Raw genomic sequence first — 14,575 nt, forward strand, 5'->3', positions numbered from 1 at the left:
CGGTGACGGTGACGCCGCCCAGCGCGTCGGTTTCGCGGATCAGCCGGCCGAGCAGGTCGTAGTCGCGGCGGGTGGTGCGGCCGCCCGCGTCGGTTTCGGCGACGCGATTGCCTTGGGCGTCCAGTTGATAGCGGGTGGTAGCGGCCAGCTTGCCGCCGTCGCCGCGGGTTTCCTGGATCAGGCGGCCGGCGGCGTCGTAAACGCTCCGGCTAACTTGATCTTGGGCGCTGGTTTTGATTTGAGCCAGCACGCTCCAGTCGTTCAGCGCCTGACGTACGTCCAGCGCGGCCGGACGTTTGAGCGCCAAGCGCCAGCCCATCAGATATCTGGCCAACTCGCCCCGGCTTCTGCCCTTTGACCCCAGGTTTTCCTGCCAGGTGGCTTTTTCAGCCTCGGACGGGCTACGTGTGACAATCCGGCGAAACGCCCAATCTATGAAGCCGGCCTCATCCAATTTGCCGTATCGTTTTTCGAACTCTGGGCTGCTGAGCAGAGCTTGCGCCCGCTCGCTTTGACTCGCCGCTCTGGCATTGAGCTCATCCAGGTTTGCCGGAGCCCGTCCCAGGACATAAGCGTACAGGCGCTTATTGTAGTCCGCCCATTCTGCGTTGGCCGCCGCGCTGGTCTTGGCATCCGCTTCCGGCCATAGCCGCTGGGCGTAACGCCGCGTTTCCGTCACTTGGCCCGCCGCGTCGTAGCGGTAGGCGGTCACATAGCCGCTGGCGTCCACGCTATGGCTCAGCCGCCCTGCCGCATCGTATTGCTGGCGGCTGACCTGGTCGCCATTGTGGTAGCCGGTGCCCTCCGCCAGCACGCGCCAGTCGTTCAAGGCCTGGGCAATGGCGGCGGACGGCGCCACCTGCTGTACATCGGCCTGCTGCAGCAGGCTCCAAAAAACGCCGCCACGGCTTTCGCCCTTGTCCAGCCGCGCTTTGGCCTCCTCCAGTTCTTGCGCGGTGCCGGCTCGGCTGTACACCGTCTGGTAGATCCAGGCGGCGAGTTGGGCGTTGTCTAGTTTGCCCACTCGCTTTTCGAATCCGGCGCTCGCCATCAGTTCGCTGGCCCGCGCCGCTGGGTCCGCCGCGGCTTTGTCGTGCAGGGCGCTGGGCGAGTCCGCCGCCCGACCGTACAAATAGGCGTACAAGGCCTGATTGAGCTGCATCCAGGCCAGGTTGGCTATGCTCCGGTTGGCGTGCCGACGCGTCTCCACGATATTGCCCAGCCCATCGTAGCTGCGGCGGGTGGCGTAGCCTTCCGCATCCACGCTGAATACGGCGCGGCCGGCGGTGTCGTAAGCGAAGAATTCCTTGCGGTCCGCGGCGGAGCGCAGAATGTAGCCGCGGCCATCCGCGGGTGCCTGCTCAATGAGGTCGATCCGCGCCGGCATCTGATTGGTGCTGGTCTTCTTTTGCACCGGGTTGGCGTATTGGGTCCGCTGCTGCAACTGGCCGGCCGCGTCGTACTGGTATTCGGTGGCGTAGCCGCGCGCGTCCCGGCTCAGCTGAAGCCGCCCAAGCGCGTCGTACAGCTGAAACTCTCCCCGGTCCGCACTGCCCGTCAAGAGATAGGCGCCGGCCGGCGCGCCGCTATCCGGGAGGCTGCCCAAGCGGGCGACGAGCTGGCCGTCGATGAACGTCCCTTGCACCGCATTGGCGAAGCGCGAGACCCAGGCCAGATTGCCGCCTTTGTCGTAACTGTATTGGGTCAGATAGCCTTGAGGGTCTATCCGCTGCAGCAGCCGGCCGGCTTTGTCGTAAACCCGCCGTTCGGTTTGGTCCGCCGCGCTGGCCTTCAGTTGCGGGCCAAGATCGGCCAGGTTCTCTACTGAGGCGAGAACGCCTGGTTTGAGCGCCTGGGCGTAACGGGTGGTGCGCAGTATGCGTCCCTCGGCGTCGTAACGGGTTTCACTGACATAGCCCAACGGATCGACGCTATACGTCTGCCGCTGATTGGCATCGTACGCATAGCGCGTCACCTTGCCGCCGGCATCGGTCTTGGACGTCACATTGCCGTTGCCGTCGTATTGGTAGCGGGTGCTGAGTTTGAGGCCATCGGGGTCCACGGTCTCTCTTACTCGTCGGCCGGCATTGTCGTATTGGTATTCGGTGGTCTTGGCCTGAGGGCTGCCGACGGCTTCGGTCACGCGGATCCGCCGTCCCTGGCCATCATAATGGTAGGCGGTGAGGAGTTTGAGGCCGGTGGCGTCGCGCACGGTTTCAATGACGCGGCCATTGCCGTCGTAACGGGTCTCGCTCACGCTGCCGTTGGCGTCGATCTGTCTCAACACCCGTCCGCGGCTATCGTATTCCGTACGGGTGCTTAGGTTCAGGCCAGTCGGGTCAATCGTACGCTGCAAAACACGGCCCACTGCGTCGTAAACGTAGGCGGTGCGGACGCCGTTGGCGTCAAGGCTTTCAAACAGGCGCCCGGCGCTGTTGTAACGCCATTGTTCGCCGTAGCCCAGCGGGTTGTTTTGACGGATGAGACGGCCGTCGCGGTCGTATTGGTAGGTGGTGGCGTGACCGCGCCCATCGGTCACGATGACGATCTCGCCGTGGCCGTTGCGCTCTGTGACGGTGGCGATGCCGTTGGCGTCGGTGACGGTCAAGCGGCCGGTCTTGTCGTCATAGACGGTGGTGGTGACGGCGCCCAGCGCGTCGGTCTGGGTCAGCGCGCGGCCGAAGGCGTCGTAGACGCTGCGCCGCCGGCCGCCCAGAGCGTCCTGGCTGACGATTTGCCGGCCCAGTTTATCGTATTCGCTGCGCTGAACCTGCCCTTGCGGATCGGTCTGTTCCAATGCGCGGCCAAAGGCGTCGTAGCGGGTGTGCCGCAGCAGCTTCAAGCCGTCTGCATCGTCTTGCTGCTGGATATTGAGGCCGCGGCGGTCGTACAGCAATTGCTGGCGGCCGCCGTCCAGGCGGGTGTGGTCCTGGCGTTCGCCAAAGGCGTTGTAGCTCCAGCGATCCGTCACGCGTCCCAAGGCATCGGTCTGGCTGGCCAACTCGCCGCGCCGGTCGTAGCCATAGCTTTGGCGGCTGAAGCCGGCTTGGGCGAGTGAGGCCAGCAGCGGAGTGAGTTGGGATTGCGGCCCGCCGTTCAGGCCGGCCAGCTGCGCCGCGCTAAGCCGGCGCTCATAACTCAGTTGTCCTACGATTTGGCCGAAGGCGTCGTAGCGGGTGTCGCTGACTTCGCCCAGCGCATTGACGATGTGGGTCTGGAGGCCGGCTGCGTTATAGAAGTAAAGGGTGCGTTCGCTCTGGCCGTCTGCCCCGTTGGGGCGAAGGGTGGCGATGCGTTGGCCGGCGGCGTTGTAGTAGTGGCGGCTGCCCCAACGTTCCCACACGGCGTCCACCCTGGCTTGGCTGGGCGCTCCGCCCAGCGCCGCCAGCGCTTGGGCGCCTTCGCCGGCCAGTTCGGCGGTCAACCGGCCCTGTTTGTCGTAACGTTGCAGTTGGCTGCGACCATCCGTCCCCGCCTGGCGGGTGGTCCGGATCAGCCGGTCTTGGCTATCGTAGGCGTAGCTGGTGATCAGACCATCGGGTTGCCGGACCTGGCGAGTGAGCCGGCCGGCGGCATCGTACTCATAGAGCAAGCCTTGGTCGTTGCCATGGACGGCGGGACGGCGCGCGGCCAGGGTGGCCCCGGTTTTAGCTCGGTTGGCGTAACGGATTTGTTGTTGGACGCGGCCGGCGGCGTCGTAGCGGGTTTCGCTCAGATAGCCTTCGGCGTCGACTTCAGCCACTTGCTGACCACGGCCATCGTAATAATAGGAAGTGGTCTGGTCTTGGGCGTGGGTCTGCGGCCGCAGCGCGCTCAAACCGCCGGCCGCGCGTTCTGCGCCGGCGGTCGCGTTGGCGTAACGAATGGAAGCAAGCCGTTGACCGACGCTGTCGTAACGATGCTCGATCAGATAGCCTTCGCCATCCAGTTCCGCCTGCAGCCGCCCCGCCGCATCGTAGAACCGGCGTTCGGTCCTATCTTGCCCGCTGGCGGCAACGCGGGCATTGGCCTCATCAAGGCTCAGCTCGCCGTCACGGGCTTGCAAGGCTTGTTGTTTCTTGGCGCCCAGCCACGCGGCGTAGCGAGTTGTGCCGATGATCCGGCCGCTGCCGTCGTAATGGGTGTCGGCGACCGCTCCGCTGGCGTCGATGCTGCGCGCCAGACGCCCGGCGGCATCGTAGAGCAGGTGTTCAATGCGGTCGTCCGCGTGACCTGTGGGGCGCAAGGCGTCCAGCGTCCATTGCGACGGATCGGCGTTCAAGCGGCTCAAGTCGATGCGATTGGCGTAGCCGGTTCGGCGGATGAGTTGGCCTGCGGGGTTGTAACGGTATTCAATGAACGCGCCGGTGGGATCGATGTCCGCCTGCTTGCGCCCTTGCGCATCATAAAGCTGGTATTGCCGTTGACCGGTGGGATCGGTGCTGCGCAGCAGCCGGCCCATGGCGTCGTAGAGATAGTGGGTGCGGCCCAGCGGGCCCCCGGCGTCTTGTTCGGTTTGGGCGATCAGCCGGCCGGCGCTGTCGTACTGCCTTAGCGTGCTCAGGCCGTTGGCCAGGGTGACCTGGGTTTGCCTTTGCGCGTCGAGGTAAACGGTAACGGTGCTGTTGCCCAGCGCATCGGTCTGCCGCGTCAGGCGGTTAAGGCCGTCGTAACGGTATTGCACGCTGGCGCCGCGGCCATCCCATTGTTGCAGCACATTGCCGTTCTGGTCGTATAGATAACGGACTCTTTGCTCGCTGCCGTCGCGCAGCCCCTGGCCCTTGGCGTCTAGCTGGGCATAACGCACGGTTTCACTGACCAGGCCTCGCAAATCGTAAACGCTGTCGCTGCGTTGGATCTGCGCCGGCGGCTGGCCGGCCGCCCAGGCCGTCAGTTTGGCGGTGTCGGCCTTCTGCTGACCTGCGCTGTTCAGATAGCTCAGCTGGCTGACAGGCCGGCCCAGCGCGTCATAGCGCCATTCGGTGACGCCGCCGGCGGGGTCGATCCGGAAACGCAGCCGGCCCTTTTCGTCGTAAGCGTAGCGCGTCGTCTGCGCGCCGTCCGGGACTTGCGGACCCGCGCCGTCCGGGTCCAGCCCGGTATGGCGGGTTTCGCTGAGCAGCCGGTTGGCGGCATCGTATTCCCGGAGCACGGTCTGGCCCAAGGCGTCTCGCTCCAAAATGCGGTTGCCTTGTCCATCATATTGGTAGTGGGTGGCTTGTCCGCGCGCGTCGGTCAGGCGTAGCAAGCGCCCTTGGGCATCATAGCTTGCGCGCAATTGAAGCTGCCCGCCTCTGCCGGCTTCCAGCAAACGGCCTTGCGCGTCATAACGCCAAGTGCTCTGCAAGCCGGCTGCATCCGTGATGGTGGTCTGTTGCTTGCCCACGTCGTAGTCGAAGCGGGTGCGGCGCACCACGCCATCGCGGTCGATATCGCGCACCTCCGCCACCCGCCACTCGTCCTTGACCTGGCTGTAGCCAAACTCCAGGCGGCTGCCGTCGCTCTGACTCAGGCTGGCCAGTCGGCTGGAATTCCCGTCATAGGCATAACGGGTGATGTAAACCTTGCCGTCATTAATACGGCCGTCTTCCGGGCTCAGGTCGACGCTGACGCTGCTAAGCCGCTGTTGCGCATCGTAGCCATAGCGCACCCGGGTACGGGTCTGGCTGGCGCCGTTCTCGGTCCACAAGGTCCGCAACTGCGTGATATTGCCTCGGGCATCGTAGTCTATGGCCAGTTGCTCGCCGCCCGAGCTGTCCAGCCGCACCACCCATCCGGCGGCGTTGTAAACCACCTGCAGGGTTTTGCCGTCGCGGTCGCGCTGCAGCAGCAGCCGTCCGCCCGCCGCCGCGTCGTAGGTTTCAGTGGTCTGGCTCGCGCCATCGGTCCAGGTCCATTGCTGACGCGCGGCATCGTAGCGCAGCAGATCGTCGGCTCCTGGTCCGTCCTGCCCCACATACGCCTGGCGGGCGACATCGTAGCGGTAGGTCACGGCGGAGCCGTCTTCGCCAATACGGCGCACGGTGCTGCCCGCTTGGTTGAATCCGCCTTGGCGGCCGGTCACCTGACGCGCGGCGCCCAATCTCCAGACGCCGGGGTCCTCTCCGACCTGACCTTGGCTGTTGTAAGTGCGCAGCAAGCTCAGATCGAGACCGGCGCTCTTCAGGAATTCGTCGCGTTGTTGCAGCAGCAGATTGCCGTTGCCGGCGTTGACATAGACCTTCTCGCCGCTGCGGCCAAAGGCGGCCTCCCCCAATTGCCCCTGCCCGCCCAAAGCCGCCAACGAACCATTCTGCAGCCCCAACCCCGCCCCCAGCACCATTGCAACCATGTTCGATCTCCCGAAATTGGCCTACTCAAGGAGTCTTATCTGAGGATTCCGGAAAAAGTTTAGATATAAATTAATAAGTTTACAAAATTCCGCCTTTCCGGCTACACGCCACCGTTAGCAGCTGGCCCTCACAGCCAAGTTCAGACCCCATGCGCGGAGCGGCAACAACCGGCTTTCAGACTTTGTATCAAGACAACGGCCAACTATGTCTGACCGGTATCCCTGTTGGCGCAGCACGACAGCGGCAGCCGGACCGAGCACGGCCCTGTAAAAAAACTTTCAAAAACGATTGACACTCAAAAAGCGAATCTATAGTATTCCGCTTCTCGCAAGACACAACGTCTAGCGAGACAGCGCACCCGTAGCTCAGTTGGATAGAGTATCTGGCTACGAACCAGAGGGTCGGGCGTTCGAATCGCTCCGGGTGCGCCACAACTTAAGTGTCCCTATAGTTTAGCGGTTAGAACACCGCCCTTTCACGGCGGTAGCCGGGGTTCGATTCCCCGTGGGGACGCCACTAGCACCCGTAGCTCAGTTGGATAGAGTATCTGGCTACGAACCAGAGGGTCGGGCGTTCGAATCGCTCCGGGTGCGCCACAACTTAAGTGTCCCTATAGTTTAGCGGTTAGAACACCGCCCTTTCACGGCGGTAGCCGGGGTTCGATTCCCCGTGGGGACGCCACTAGCACCCGTAGCTCAGTTGGATAGAGTATCTGGCTACGAACCAGAGGGTCGGGCGTTCGAATCGCTCCGGGTGCGCCACAATTTAAGTCCCTATAGTTTAGCGGTTAGAACACCGCCCTTTCACGGCGGTAGCCGGGGTTCGATTCCCCGTGGGGACGCCAGCATTAGCAAAAGCCCGTCATGGCGACATGACGGGTTTTTTGTCGTCCGCGCAAACCACACCGCAAAGACAAACGGCTTGCCGCGCAAGCCGTCCGCAATAGCCACCTGGTTTGCATTGATTCGTACAAGACCATTCTCACGCAAACCCATAACCCCTCCTCCGCTTGCGCCTGGGAACCCAAGCCTCGCGAGCCAAGGCGCACTCACCGAGTAAAGCTCCACAAGGCGCAACAGATCGTGAACAGCTTCAGAGCCTGCTCAAAGTCTCGTGAGCAAGGGCGAGACAAGGCGAAAACAAGCGAAAAAGCGGAGTGTACATACGGTACATGAGCATTTTGAGCTCGTTTTCAACGCCCCTTTCTATCCATCCCGCCGACGCGCAGCAGATCGTAAACAGGTTCTTAGCGCTCTGCCCAAGCCAAGGTCGCCTTATACCCGTCCGGCGCCTCCAGCGCCCAGGCTCTTGTCGTCGGCCAGCGCTCGGGCGCGGCAATCCGCAACGGCAGTTCCTTGTTCGTCAGTTCCAAGGCCTCGAACGCGGACAGGTGCTGAGCAATGCCCACGCCCCAGGCTTTCAGCACCGCCTCCTTGATGGTCCACAACTGGAAGAAAGCCGCCACGTCCCGCCCGTGTCCGCATAGTTCCAACTCACCCGGCAGCAAGGTCTGCTCCGCCAGCGCCGGCACGTCGCGCATGGCTTGCACCGTTTCGATGTCCACCCCCACCTGCCCGCCGCGCGCGATGGCGATCAACGCGTAAGCGCCGGAGTGAGACACATTGAAGACCGGCGCGCCGGTCAGGCTCAAAACGGGTTTCCCATGGGCGCCCAGCTCAAACCTCAGCGCATCCGGCGCCAGGCCGGTTTCTTGCGCCAGCAGCCGCCTTAAGGCCAGCCGGGTCAGGGCGAACTGCAACTGGTTGATGGTGCGCAGATAGCGCAGGCAGCGCTTGCGCTCGTCCTGACTCAAGCCCGCCAGCAGCGCCTCGTCCACCGGCCAATCCACATCCAGCCGCACGCGGTACAGCCGCAAGGCCTGCGGCGCGCCCGCCGGGCAAGGCAAGGGCTTGATCAAAGCGTTCAGTTCCATCCGCCTCTCCGCGCAAAAACCGCCATTATCCCTAGCCTGCAGCACGGCAACCAGGCTATTTGTGACCATCCCGCCACAATTTGGCACTTTTCATGCGTAATAATCACATTCCTTGGTTGAACTCGATAATGAGAATCGTTACCATTTGGCTATGGATAAATTCATGCATGCCCAAAACGCAGCCAAACTTGGCAACGGGGCCAGCGCAGCCAACCTGTCGCCGGTGCTGCGCAGCTGCGAGCTGTTCGCCAAAGGCAGAGAAATCCTGATCGAGCATCAGGGCGAAATGTATCGCTTGCAACTCACACGCAACGGCAAGCTCATCCTAATCAAATAGGTCTCTGACCACACACACCGCAAGCCAGCCAAGACTAGCCAGCCAGCGGAAGCACCCAACCTTAGGAAGTTTGGAGTTTCCATGGCCTTATTTCGCGCCACCCCCTTGGTTCTGAGCCTGGCCGCCGCCTGGCCCGCGCTGGCGGCGACGCCGGCGGAACTGGAGACCGTTCAGGTCACCGCCCACCGCAGCAGCAAACCGCTGGCGGAAACCGCGCCCAACGCCAGCGTGATCTCGCGCCACAAACTGGACGATCAACTGGTGCGCGACATCGCCGACGCGGTCAAATACGAGCCCGGCGTGGAAGTGGCCACCGATCCGGCGCGCCGCGGCAACGCCGGTTACACCATCCGCGGCATCGACGGCAACCGCATCCTGATGCTGATCGACGGCATCCGCCTGCCGGAATCCTATGCCGGCGGCGGCAGCAATAACGGAGCCGTTTCCGGCCGCGATTACGTGGAACTGGAAACCCTGCGCGCCATCGACATCGTCAAGGGCCCCACTTCCAGCCTGTACGGCTCCGACGCCATCGGCGGCGTGGTGGGCTACCGCACCAAGACCGTGGACGACTTCGTGCCGGAAGAGCAAGGCGTGGGCGGCAGCGTCAAGGGCTTTGGCGGCACCGCCAACAATGGCTGGGGCAGCAGCGCCGGCGTGGGCGTCAAGGGCGAGCGCACCGATCTGATGCTGCTCTACACCCATCGCAACGGCCACGAAACCGACAACCAGGGCAATAACGACAGCAGCAGCACGCTGCGCACCAAACCGAATCCGCAAAGCTGGGACAGCGACAATGTGCTGGCCAAGCTGGGCTTCAAGCCGGCCGCCAACCAGCGGCTGGAACTGACGCTGGAGCACTACCAGCGCAATGCCGACAGCAATCTGTTGAACTCGCTGGGTCCTGTAGTCAATCAACGCGGAATGACGCTTTACACCATCACGGGGAAGCAAGCACAGGATAGAACGCAACGCGACCGTGCATCCTTGACTTGGGAAGGTCGTCAACTCGGGGCCTTCGACCGGCTGGCAATCAGGGCTTATTACCAGAAACTGAATAATGCCGACAATGATACCGAGTGGCGTGATAACGGCCAGCGCATACGTTCCGACTACGGTTTTAAACAGGACAGCTATGGCCTGACCCTGGAAGCCGAGCACAACTTCCAGGCCCTCTCCGCTGAGCATCAGCTCTTGTGGGGCGCGGACTTGAGCCGCACCGACACCAGCCGTCCACGCCTCAAGACCCAGTACAATCCGAACGGCAGCAGCAGCAATATCGTCGACGGCGAAACCTACCCCAACAAGACCTTCCCCGACAGCCGCTCCGAACGCATCGGCCTCTTTGTCCAGGACGAGATCAAGTTCGGCAACGGTCTGGTGGCCTCGCCATCGCTGCGCTGGGATCACTACAAGATGACGCCGCAGCCGGACCAGGCTTTCGCCAACGGCAACCCCAACAACTACCAAGTGCCCGCCTTCAAGGACAGCGCCTTCTCGCCCAAGCTGGGTCTGAGCCTGCCGTTCGCCGATCACTACACCGGCTTCCTGCAGTTCTCCTCCGGCTTCCGCGCGCCGCCGTTCGACGACGCCAATATGGCCTTCACCAATCCGGTGCAGCGCTATCAAGTGCTGCCCAATCCCAACCTCAAGTCCGAAAGCAGCCGCGGCGTGGAGTTGGGCCTGAAAGGCCAGTGGGACAGCTTTGACTTCGGCGTCACCGCCTATGCCAACCGCTACAAGGACTTCATCGACCTTGCATCTCTCGGCACTATCAACGGCTTGTCCGCCTACCAGTACCAAAACATAGGCGAAGTCGAGATCAACGGTGCTGAAGGCCGTGCAGCTTGGCGCTTCGCTCCCGCTTGGCGCGCCATGGCGTCCATCGCCTACGCTCAGGGCCGTGACAAGCAACGTAACCAGCCATTGGCCAGCCTGACGCCACTCAACGCCACTCTTGGACTGCGTTACGACCAAGCCAACTATGGCGGAGAAGCGTTCTTACGCTTGGTCACCGCAAATACCCGCATTCCCGATCTGCGTCCCGACGAAGCACGCGGCCAAAGCACCATACCGTTCAAGGCCCCCGGCTACGCAACGCTGGACCTGACCGCTTATTGGAAGCCGGCCAAGAACACTATTCTGCGCGCCGGCGTGTTCAACGTCTTCGACCAGAAATACTGGAAGGCAGCCGATGTGCGCGGCAAGTCCAGCAGCGTGCGCACGCTGGACCTGTTCACCCAGCCTGGCCGCAACCTCAGCGCCAGCGTCGAATACACCTTCTAACCGCGAGCGCCCGCCCCATGGCGGGCGCCCGTTTTTGATCGTTCCAAGGAGAATCCAAACATGACCGACTTCAGCCAGCTGTGGGATCGTTACCAAATCCTGAAAGCCAGCCAGCCGAAACTGCGCGTGCGCGACGCCGCCGACGCCCTGGGCGTCAGCGAGGCCGAACTGGTGGCCGCGGACCCGGCCAGCCAGGCGCTGCAACCGCATTGGAACGACATTCTGGGCCAGATCGCCCAGTTGGGCCCGGTGATGGCGCTGACGCGCAATCACGCCTGCGTGCATGAAACCACCGGCGATTACCGCAATGTGCAGATCGACGGCAAGATCGGCCTGGCCATCAACCCGGTCATCGACCTGCGCATCTTCCTGTTCCATTGGCAGCACGCCTTCGCCGTCACCACGGCCGGCGCGCGCGGCGAGCAGCGCAGCCTGCAGTTCTTCGACCGTTTCGGCGAGGCGGTGCACAAGATCTATCTGACCGCCAATAGCGATGCGGCCGCCTACCAGCGCCTGGTGGAGACCTTCTCCGCGCCCAAGGCCGCGCTGAGCATAGACCCGCAGGAAGCCGAGGCGAAGGAGCTGGACGACGAGGCCATCGACAAGGCCGGCTTCCAACAGGAATGGCAGAGCCTGCAGGACGTGCACGCCTTCCATCCCTTCCTGCGCCGCTGGGGCGTGTCCCGGCAGCAGGGCTTCCGCCTGGCGCCGGAAGGCCAGGCCTGGCGCGTGCTGCCGGAAGCGGTGGAGCAGCTGCTGCGCCGCGCCGCCCATATCGAAGCCCCCATCATGGTGTTCGCCGGCAACCGCGGCATGATCCAGATTCACACCGGTCCGGTGCGCAATGTGCAGATCGTCGGCAACTGGCTCAATGTGCTGGACCCGCACTTCAACCTGCATCTGCGCACCGATCTGATCGCCGAAGCCTGGGTCACCCGCAAGCCGGGCGATCACGGCGTGGTGACCTCGCTGGAACTGTTCGACGACAAGGGCTTGTCGCTGGCCACTTTCTTCGGCGAGCGCAAGCCGGGCCAGGCGGAACGCGTGGAATGGATCAAGCTGCTGGGCGAGCTGCCGGCACTGGAGCGCGCCGATGTCGCCTAAATTCGCCTTCGCCGCCCTGCTGGGCCTGGCCGCCGCACTGCCCGCCTGGGCGGCGCAACGCATCGTGGTGATGACCCCCGACATCGCCGACATCGTGGTGGCGCTGGACGCCGGCAAGGAAGTCGTCGGCCGCGACCGCTCCAGCAAGTCGCCGGCGCTGGCTCAGGCCCAGGTAGTGGGCTTTTCCCGCGCGCTGAACGCTGAAACCATCGCCCGGCTCAAGCCCACTCTGGTGCTGGGCAGCGCCGAGGCGCAACCGCCGACGGTGTGGACCCAGCTGCGCCAATTGCAGGTGCGCGCCGAGGAAGTGACGCGCCGCGAGGACGGCGCGGACTTCGCCGACGCGATCCGCAAAGTGGGACAGCTCTTGGGCCGCGACGCCAACGCCCAGCAACTGGCCAGCCGCTGGCAACGCGAGATGACGCCGCGCCCGGCGCGCGGCGTGCGCTATCTGGTCAGCTACGACGGTCAGCTGGTGGCCGGCCGCGACACCGCCGCCGACACCCTGATCCGCGCCGCCGGCGGCGTCAACGTCGCCAGCCAGCTGTCCGGCTTCAAGCCGATGGCCCGCGACGCCTGGCAAAGCCTGCAACCGGACGTGATCATCCTGGGCAGCCACACCGGCGCGGTGCACGGCGGCAAGGAGGCCTTCTCCAAACGGCCGGAAATCGCCTCCACGCCGGCCGGCAAGCAGGGCCGCATCTACCTGTTGCCGGCCAAGGACGCGATGATGGTGGGACTGAACAGCCCGGCGGTGGTCGAGCAGATGGTGAAGATGTGAGCGCGCTGAGCATGGAAACCGCCGCGCCCAATCGCGGCCGCTGGCTGCTGCTGGGTCTGATCGCCGCCAGCCTGCTGTTGCCGCTGCTGGCCTTGTCCAGCGGCGGCAGCGGCCTCGCCTGGCCGGACTTCAGCGATCCGCTGCTGACCCAGCTGCGGCTGCCGCGCATAGCCGCGGCGCTGGGCGTGGGCGCGGCGCTGGCCGCCAGCGGCGCGGCCTTGCAAGCGTTGTTTCGCAATCCGCTGGCCGACCCCGGCCTGATCGGCACGTCCAGCGGCGCGGCGCTGGCCGTGGTCAGCATGCTGGCCATCGGCGCCGCCGGCCTGTCCTTGCCGCTGGCCGCCTTCGGCGGCGGCCTGCTGGCCACCTGGCTGATTCTATTGCTGTCGCGGCTGGTGCGCGGCGGCCTGGCCGGCCTGCTGCTGATGGGCCTGGTGGTGGGCGCCTTCTGCGGCGCCATCACCAGCCTGATGATTTTCATGTCCGACGACCTGACGCTGCGCGCCGCCACCAGCTGGCTGGCCGGCAATCTGTCGTCGGCCTCGTCGGAACGGCTGCTGGCCTGCCTGGGCGTGGCCGGCCTGGGCTTGCTGATCCTGATCGCCGTGGGCCGCGATCTGGACTGCCTGCTGCTGGGCGAAGACGCCGCCCGCTCGCTGGGCATCGATGTGCGCCGCACCCGCCGGCTCACCGCCGTCGGCGCGGCGCTGGCCACCGGCGGCGCGGTGGCGCTGTCCGGGGTGATCGGCTTTGTCGGCATGATGATTCCCAACGCGCTGGCGCTGCTGCTGGGCGGCTGCCGCCGCCGGCTGATCCTGCTGTCGGCCTGGGCCGGCGCCTTATTCCTGCTGGCGGTGGACACGCTGGCGCGCACCATCGCCTGGCCCATCGATCTGCCGGTGGGCTTAATGGCGGCCTTCGCCGGACCGCCGTTCTTCGTATGGCTGTTCCGGCGGCAACAAAGGAGTCTGATCAATGGCTGATACCACTACCCTGTGCGTGCGCCAGCTGGCCTACGACATCGGCGGCAAGCGGATTCTGGACGACATCAACCTGGACTTGCCCACCGGCCGGGTCAGCGCGCTGCTGGGCCCCAACGGCGCCGGCAAGACCACGCTGATGCGGCTGCTGGCCGGTTTGAACACGCCCGGCGCCGGCGCGGTGCGCCTGGCCGGACAATGCGTCGGCCGCATGGAGCCGGCGGTGCGCGCGCGCCGCATCGCCTGGGTGCCGCAACACATACCGGCCGGCATTCCGCTGACGGTGCGCGAATTCGTGATGCTGGGCCGCGTGCCCTACCTCGGCGCCTTCTCGCAGCCGCGGGTGGAGGACAAGAGCGCGGTGGCGGACGCCTTGGGCACGGTGGAGCTGGACGATTACGCCGACAAGCGGCTGGACCAGCTGTCCGGCGGCGAGCGCCAGCGCGCGGCCATCGCCCGCGCCTTGGCGCAGCAGGCGCCGGTGCTGCTGCTGGACGAACCCACCAATCACCTGGACTTGCGTCACCAGCACCGCTTGCAGCAACTGCTGCTGGAATTGTCGCGCCAGGGCCGCACCGTGGTGCAGGTCTTGCACGACCTGGCGCTGGCGGCCAGCTACGCCGACCACGTGGCCTTGCTGGAACAGGGCCGGCTGGTGGTGGCCGGCGCGCCGGAACAGGTGCTGACGCCGGAGCGGCTGCTGGCGGTCTACCGCTGGCCGGTGCGTTTGCAGCGCAACGGCAACGACTGGCAGGTCAACGCCGCCTTGGCGCAGGCGCAGAAGCCCGCGGCGCTGGCGGCCGGCGCCTGAGAGCCTGTTCATAGTCTGCTGCGCGTCGGCGG

8 protein-coding genes and 6 tRNA genes are annotated in these 14,575 nt (G+C 64.8%); 12 read left to right on the plus strand and 2 right to left on the minus strand.

What is annotated here, in order from left to right; all coding sequences use genetic code 11:
• Positions 1-6,310 (minus strand): DUF4214 domain-containing protein (locus NK214_RS17035; RefSeq protein WP_253315056.1); only part of this gene is annotated, 6,310 nt, incomplete at its 3' end.
• A gap of 355 nt (positions 6,311-6,665) precedes the next feature.
• On the opposite strand from NK214_RS17035, the gene NK214_RS17040 reads away from it, so the two are divergent.
• The 6 genes from NK214_RS17040 to NK214_RS17065 all read left to right on the plus strand — a co-directional run bounded on the left by NK214_RS17040 (position 6,666) and on the right by NK214_RS17065 (position 7,155).
• Positions 6,666-6,742, plus strand: a tRNA-Arg gene (locus tag NK214_RS17040).
• A gap of 10 nt (positions 6,743-6,752) precedes the next feature.
• Positions 6,753-6,827 (plus strand) — tRNA-Glu (locus NK214_RS17045).
• Positions 6,828-6,830: 3 nt separating this feature from the next.
• A tRNA-Arg gene (locus NK214_RS17050) sits at positions 6,831-6,907 on the plus strand.
• Positions 6,908-6,917: 10 nt separating this feature from the next.
• Positions 6,918-6,992: transfer RNA gene (locus NK214_RS17055), tRNA-Glu, on the plus strand.
• A gap of 3 nt (positions 6,993-6,995) precedes the next feature.
• Positions 6,996-7,072 (plus strand) — tRNA-Arg (locus NK214_RS17060).
• Positions 7,073-7,080: 8 nt separating this feature from the next.
• Positions 7,081-7,155: transfer RNA gene (locus NK214_RS17065), tRNA-Glu, on the plus strand.
• A gap of 402 nt (positions 7,156-7,557) precedes the next feature.
• Here NK214_RS17065 and NK214_RS17070 read toward each other — a convergent pair.
• The gene (locus NK214_RS17070) at positions 7,558-8,244 is read right to left on the minus strand and encodes a 4'-phosphopantetheinyl transferase superfamily protein (protein WP_253315057.1); all 687 of its coding nucleotides are present in this window, start codon (positions 8,242-8,244) and stop codon (positions 7,558-7,560) included.
• A 163-nt stretch (positions 8,245-8,407) separates the two neighbouring features.
• On the opposite strand from NK214_RS17070, the gene hemP reads away from it, so the two are divergent.
• From hemP to NK214_RS17100, 6 genes are all read left to right on the plus strand, one after another.
• Positions 8,408-8,581, plus strand: a complete 174-nt coding sequence (hemP, locus tag NK214_RS17075; RefSeq protein ID WP_107801622.1) for a hemin uptake protein HemP — start codon at positions 8,408-8,410, stop codon at positions 8,579-8,581.
• A gap of 81 nt (positions 8,582-8,662) precedes the next feature.
• The gene (locus NK214_RS17080; protein WP_253315058.1) at positions 8,663-10,867 is read left to right on the plus strand and encodes a TonB-dependent hemoglobin/transferrin/lactoferrin family receptor; all 2,205 of its coding nucleotides are present in this window, start codon (positions 8,663-8,665) and stop codon (positions 10,865-10,867) included.
• A gap of 60 nt (positions 10,868-10,927) precedes the next feature.
• Positions 10,928-11,971 carry a hemin-degrading factor gene (locus tag NK214_RS17085; protein ID WP_107798071.1) on the plus strand — a complete coding sequence of 348 codons (1,044 nt, stop codon included), beginning with the start codon at positions 10,928-10,930 and terminating at the stop codon, positions 11,969-11,971.
• Complete coding sequence (locus NK214_RS17090) at positions 11,961-12,752, plus strand: hemin ABC transporter substrate-binding protein (protein ID WP_107798070.1); 792 nt, start codon at positions 11,961-11,963, stop codon at positions 12,750-12,752. Before NK214_RS17085 ends, NK214_RS17090 begins: the two co-directional genes overlap by 11 nt.
• Complete coding sequence (locus tag NK214_RS17095) at positions 12,749-13,735, plus strand: iron chelate uptake ABC transporter family permease subunit (RefSeq protein WP_253315059.1); 987 nt, start codon at positions 12,749-12,751, stop codon at positions 13,733-13,735. The genes NK214_RS17090 and NK214_RS17095 overlap by 4 nt, the downstream gene beginning before the upstream one ends.
• Positions 13,728-14,543: an ABC transporter ATP-binding protein gene (locus NK214_RS17100; RefSeq protein ID WP_107798069.1), complete on the plus strand. Its 816-nt coding sequence runs from the start codon at positions 13,728-13,730 to the stop codon at positions 14,541-14,543. The genes NK214_RS17095 and NK214_RS17100 overlap by 8 nt, the downstream gene beginning before the upstream one ends.
• Positions 14,544-14,575 lie beyond the last annotated feature (32 nt).

The organism is Chromobacterium sp. S0633 (genome assembly GCF_024158805.1).
Classification (GTDB): Bacteria; Pseudomonadota; Gammaproteobacteria; order Burkholderiales; family Chromobacteriaceae; genus Chromobacterium.

Coding starts and splice junctions, on each gene's coding strand:
- NK214_RS17090 (WP_107798070.1), top strand. CDS start 11,961: ATGTCGCCTAAATTCGCCTTCGCCGCCCTGCTGGGCCTGGCCGCCGCA.
- hemP (WP_107801622.1), top strand. CDS start 8,408: ATGCATGCCCAAAACGCAGCCAAACTTGGCAACGGGGCCAGCGCAGCC.
- NK214_RS17100 (WP_107798069.1), top strand. CDS start 13,728: ATGGCTGATACCACTACCCTGTGCGTGCGCCAGCTGGCCTACGACATC.
- NK214_RS17070 (WP_253315057.1), bottom strand. CDS start 8,244: ATGGAACTGAACGCTTTGATCAAGCCCTTGCCTTGCCCGGCGGGCGCG.
- NK214_RS17085 (WP_107798071.1), top strand. CDS start 10,928: ATGACCGACTTCAGCCAGCTGTGGGATCGTTACCAAATCCTGAAAGCC.
- NK214_RS17080 (WP_253315058.1), top strand. CDS start 8,663: ATGGCCTTATTTCGCGCCACCCCCTTGGTTCTGAGCCTGGCCGCCGCC.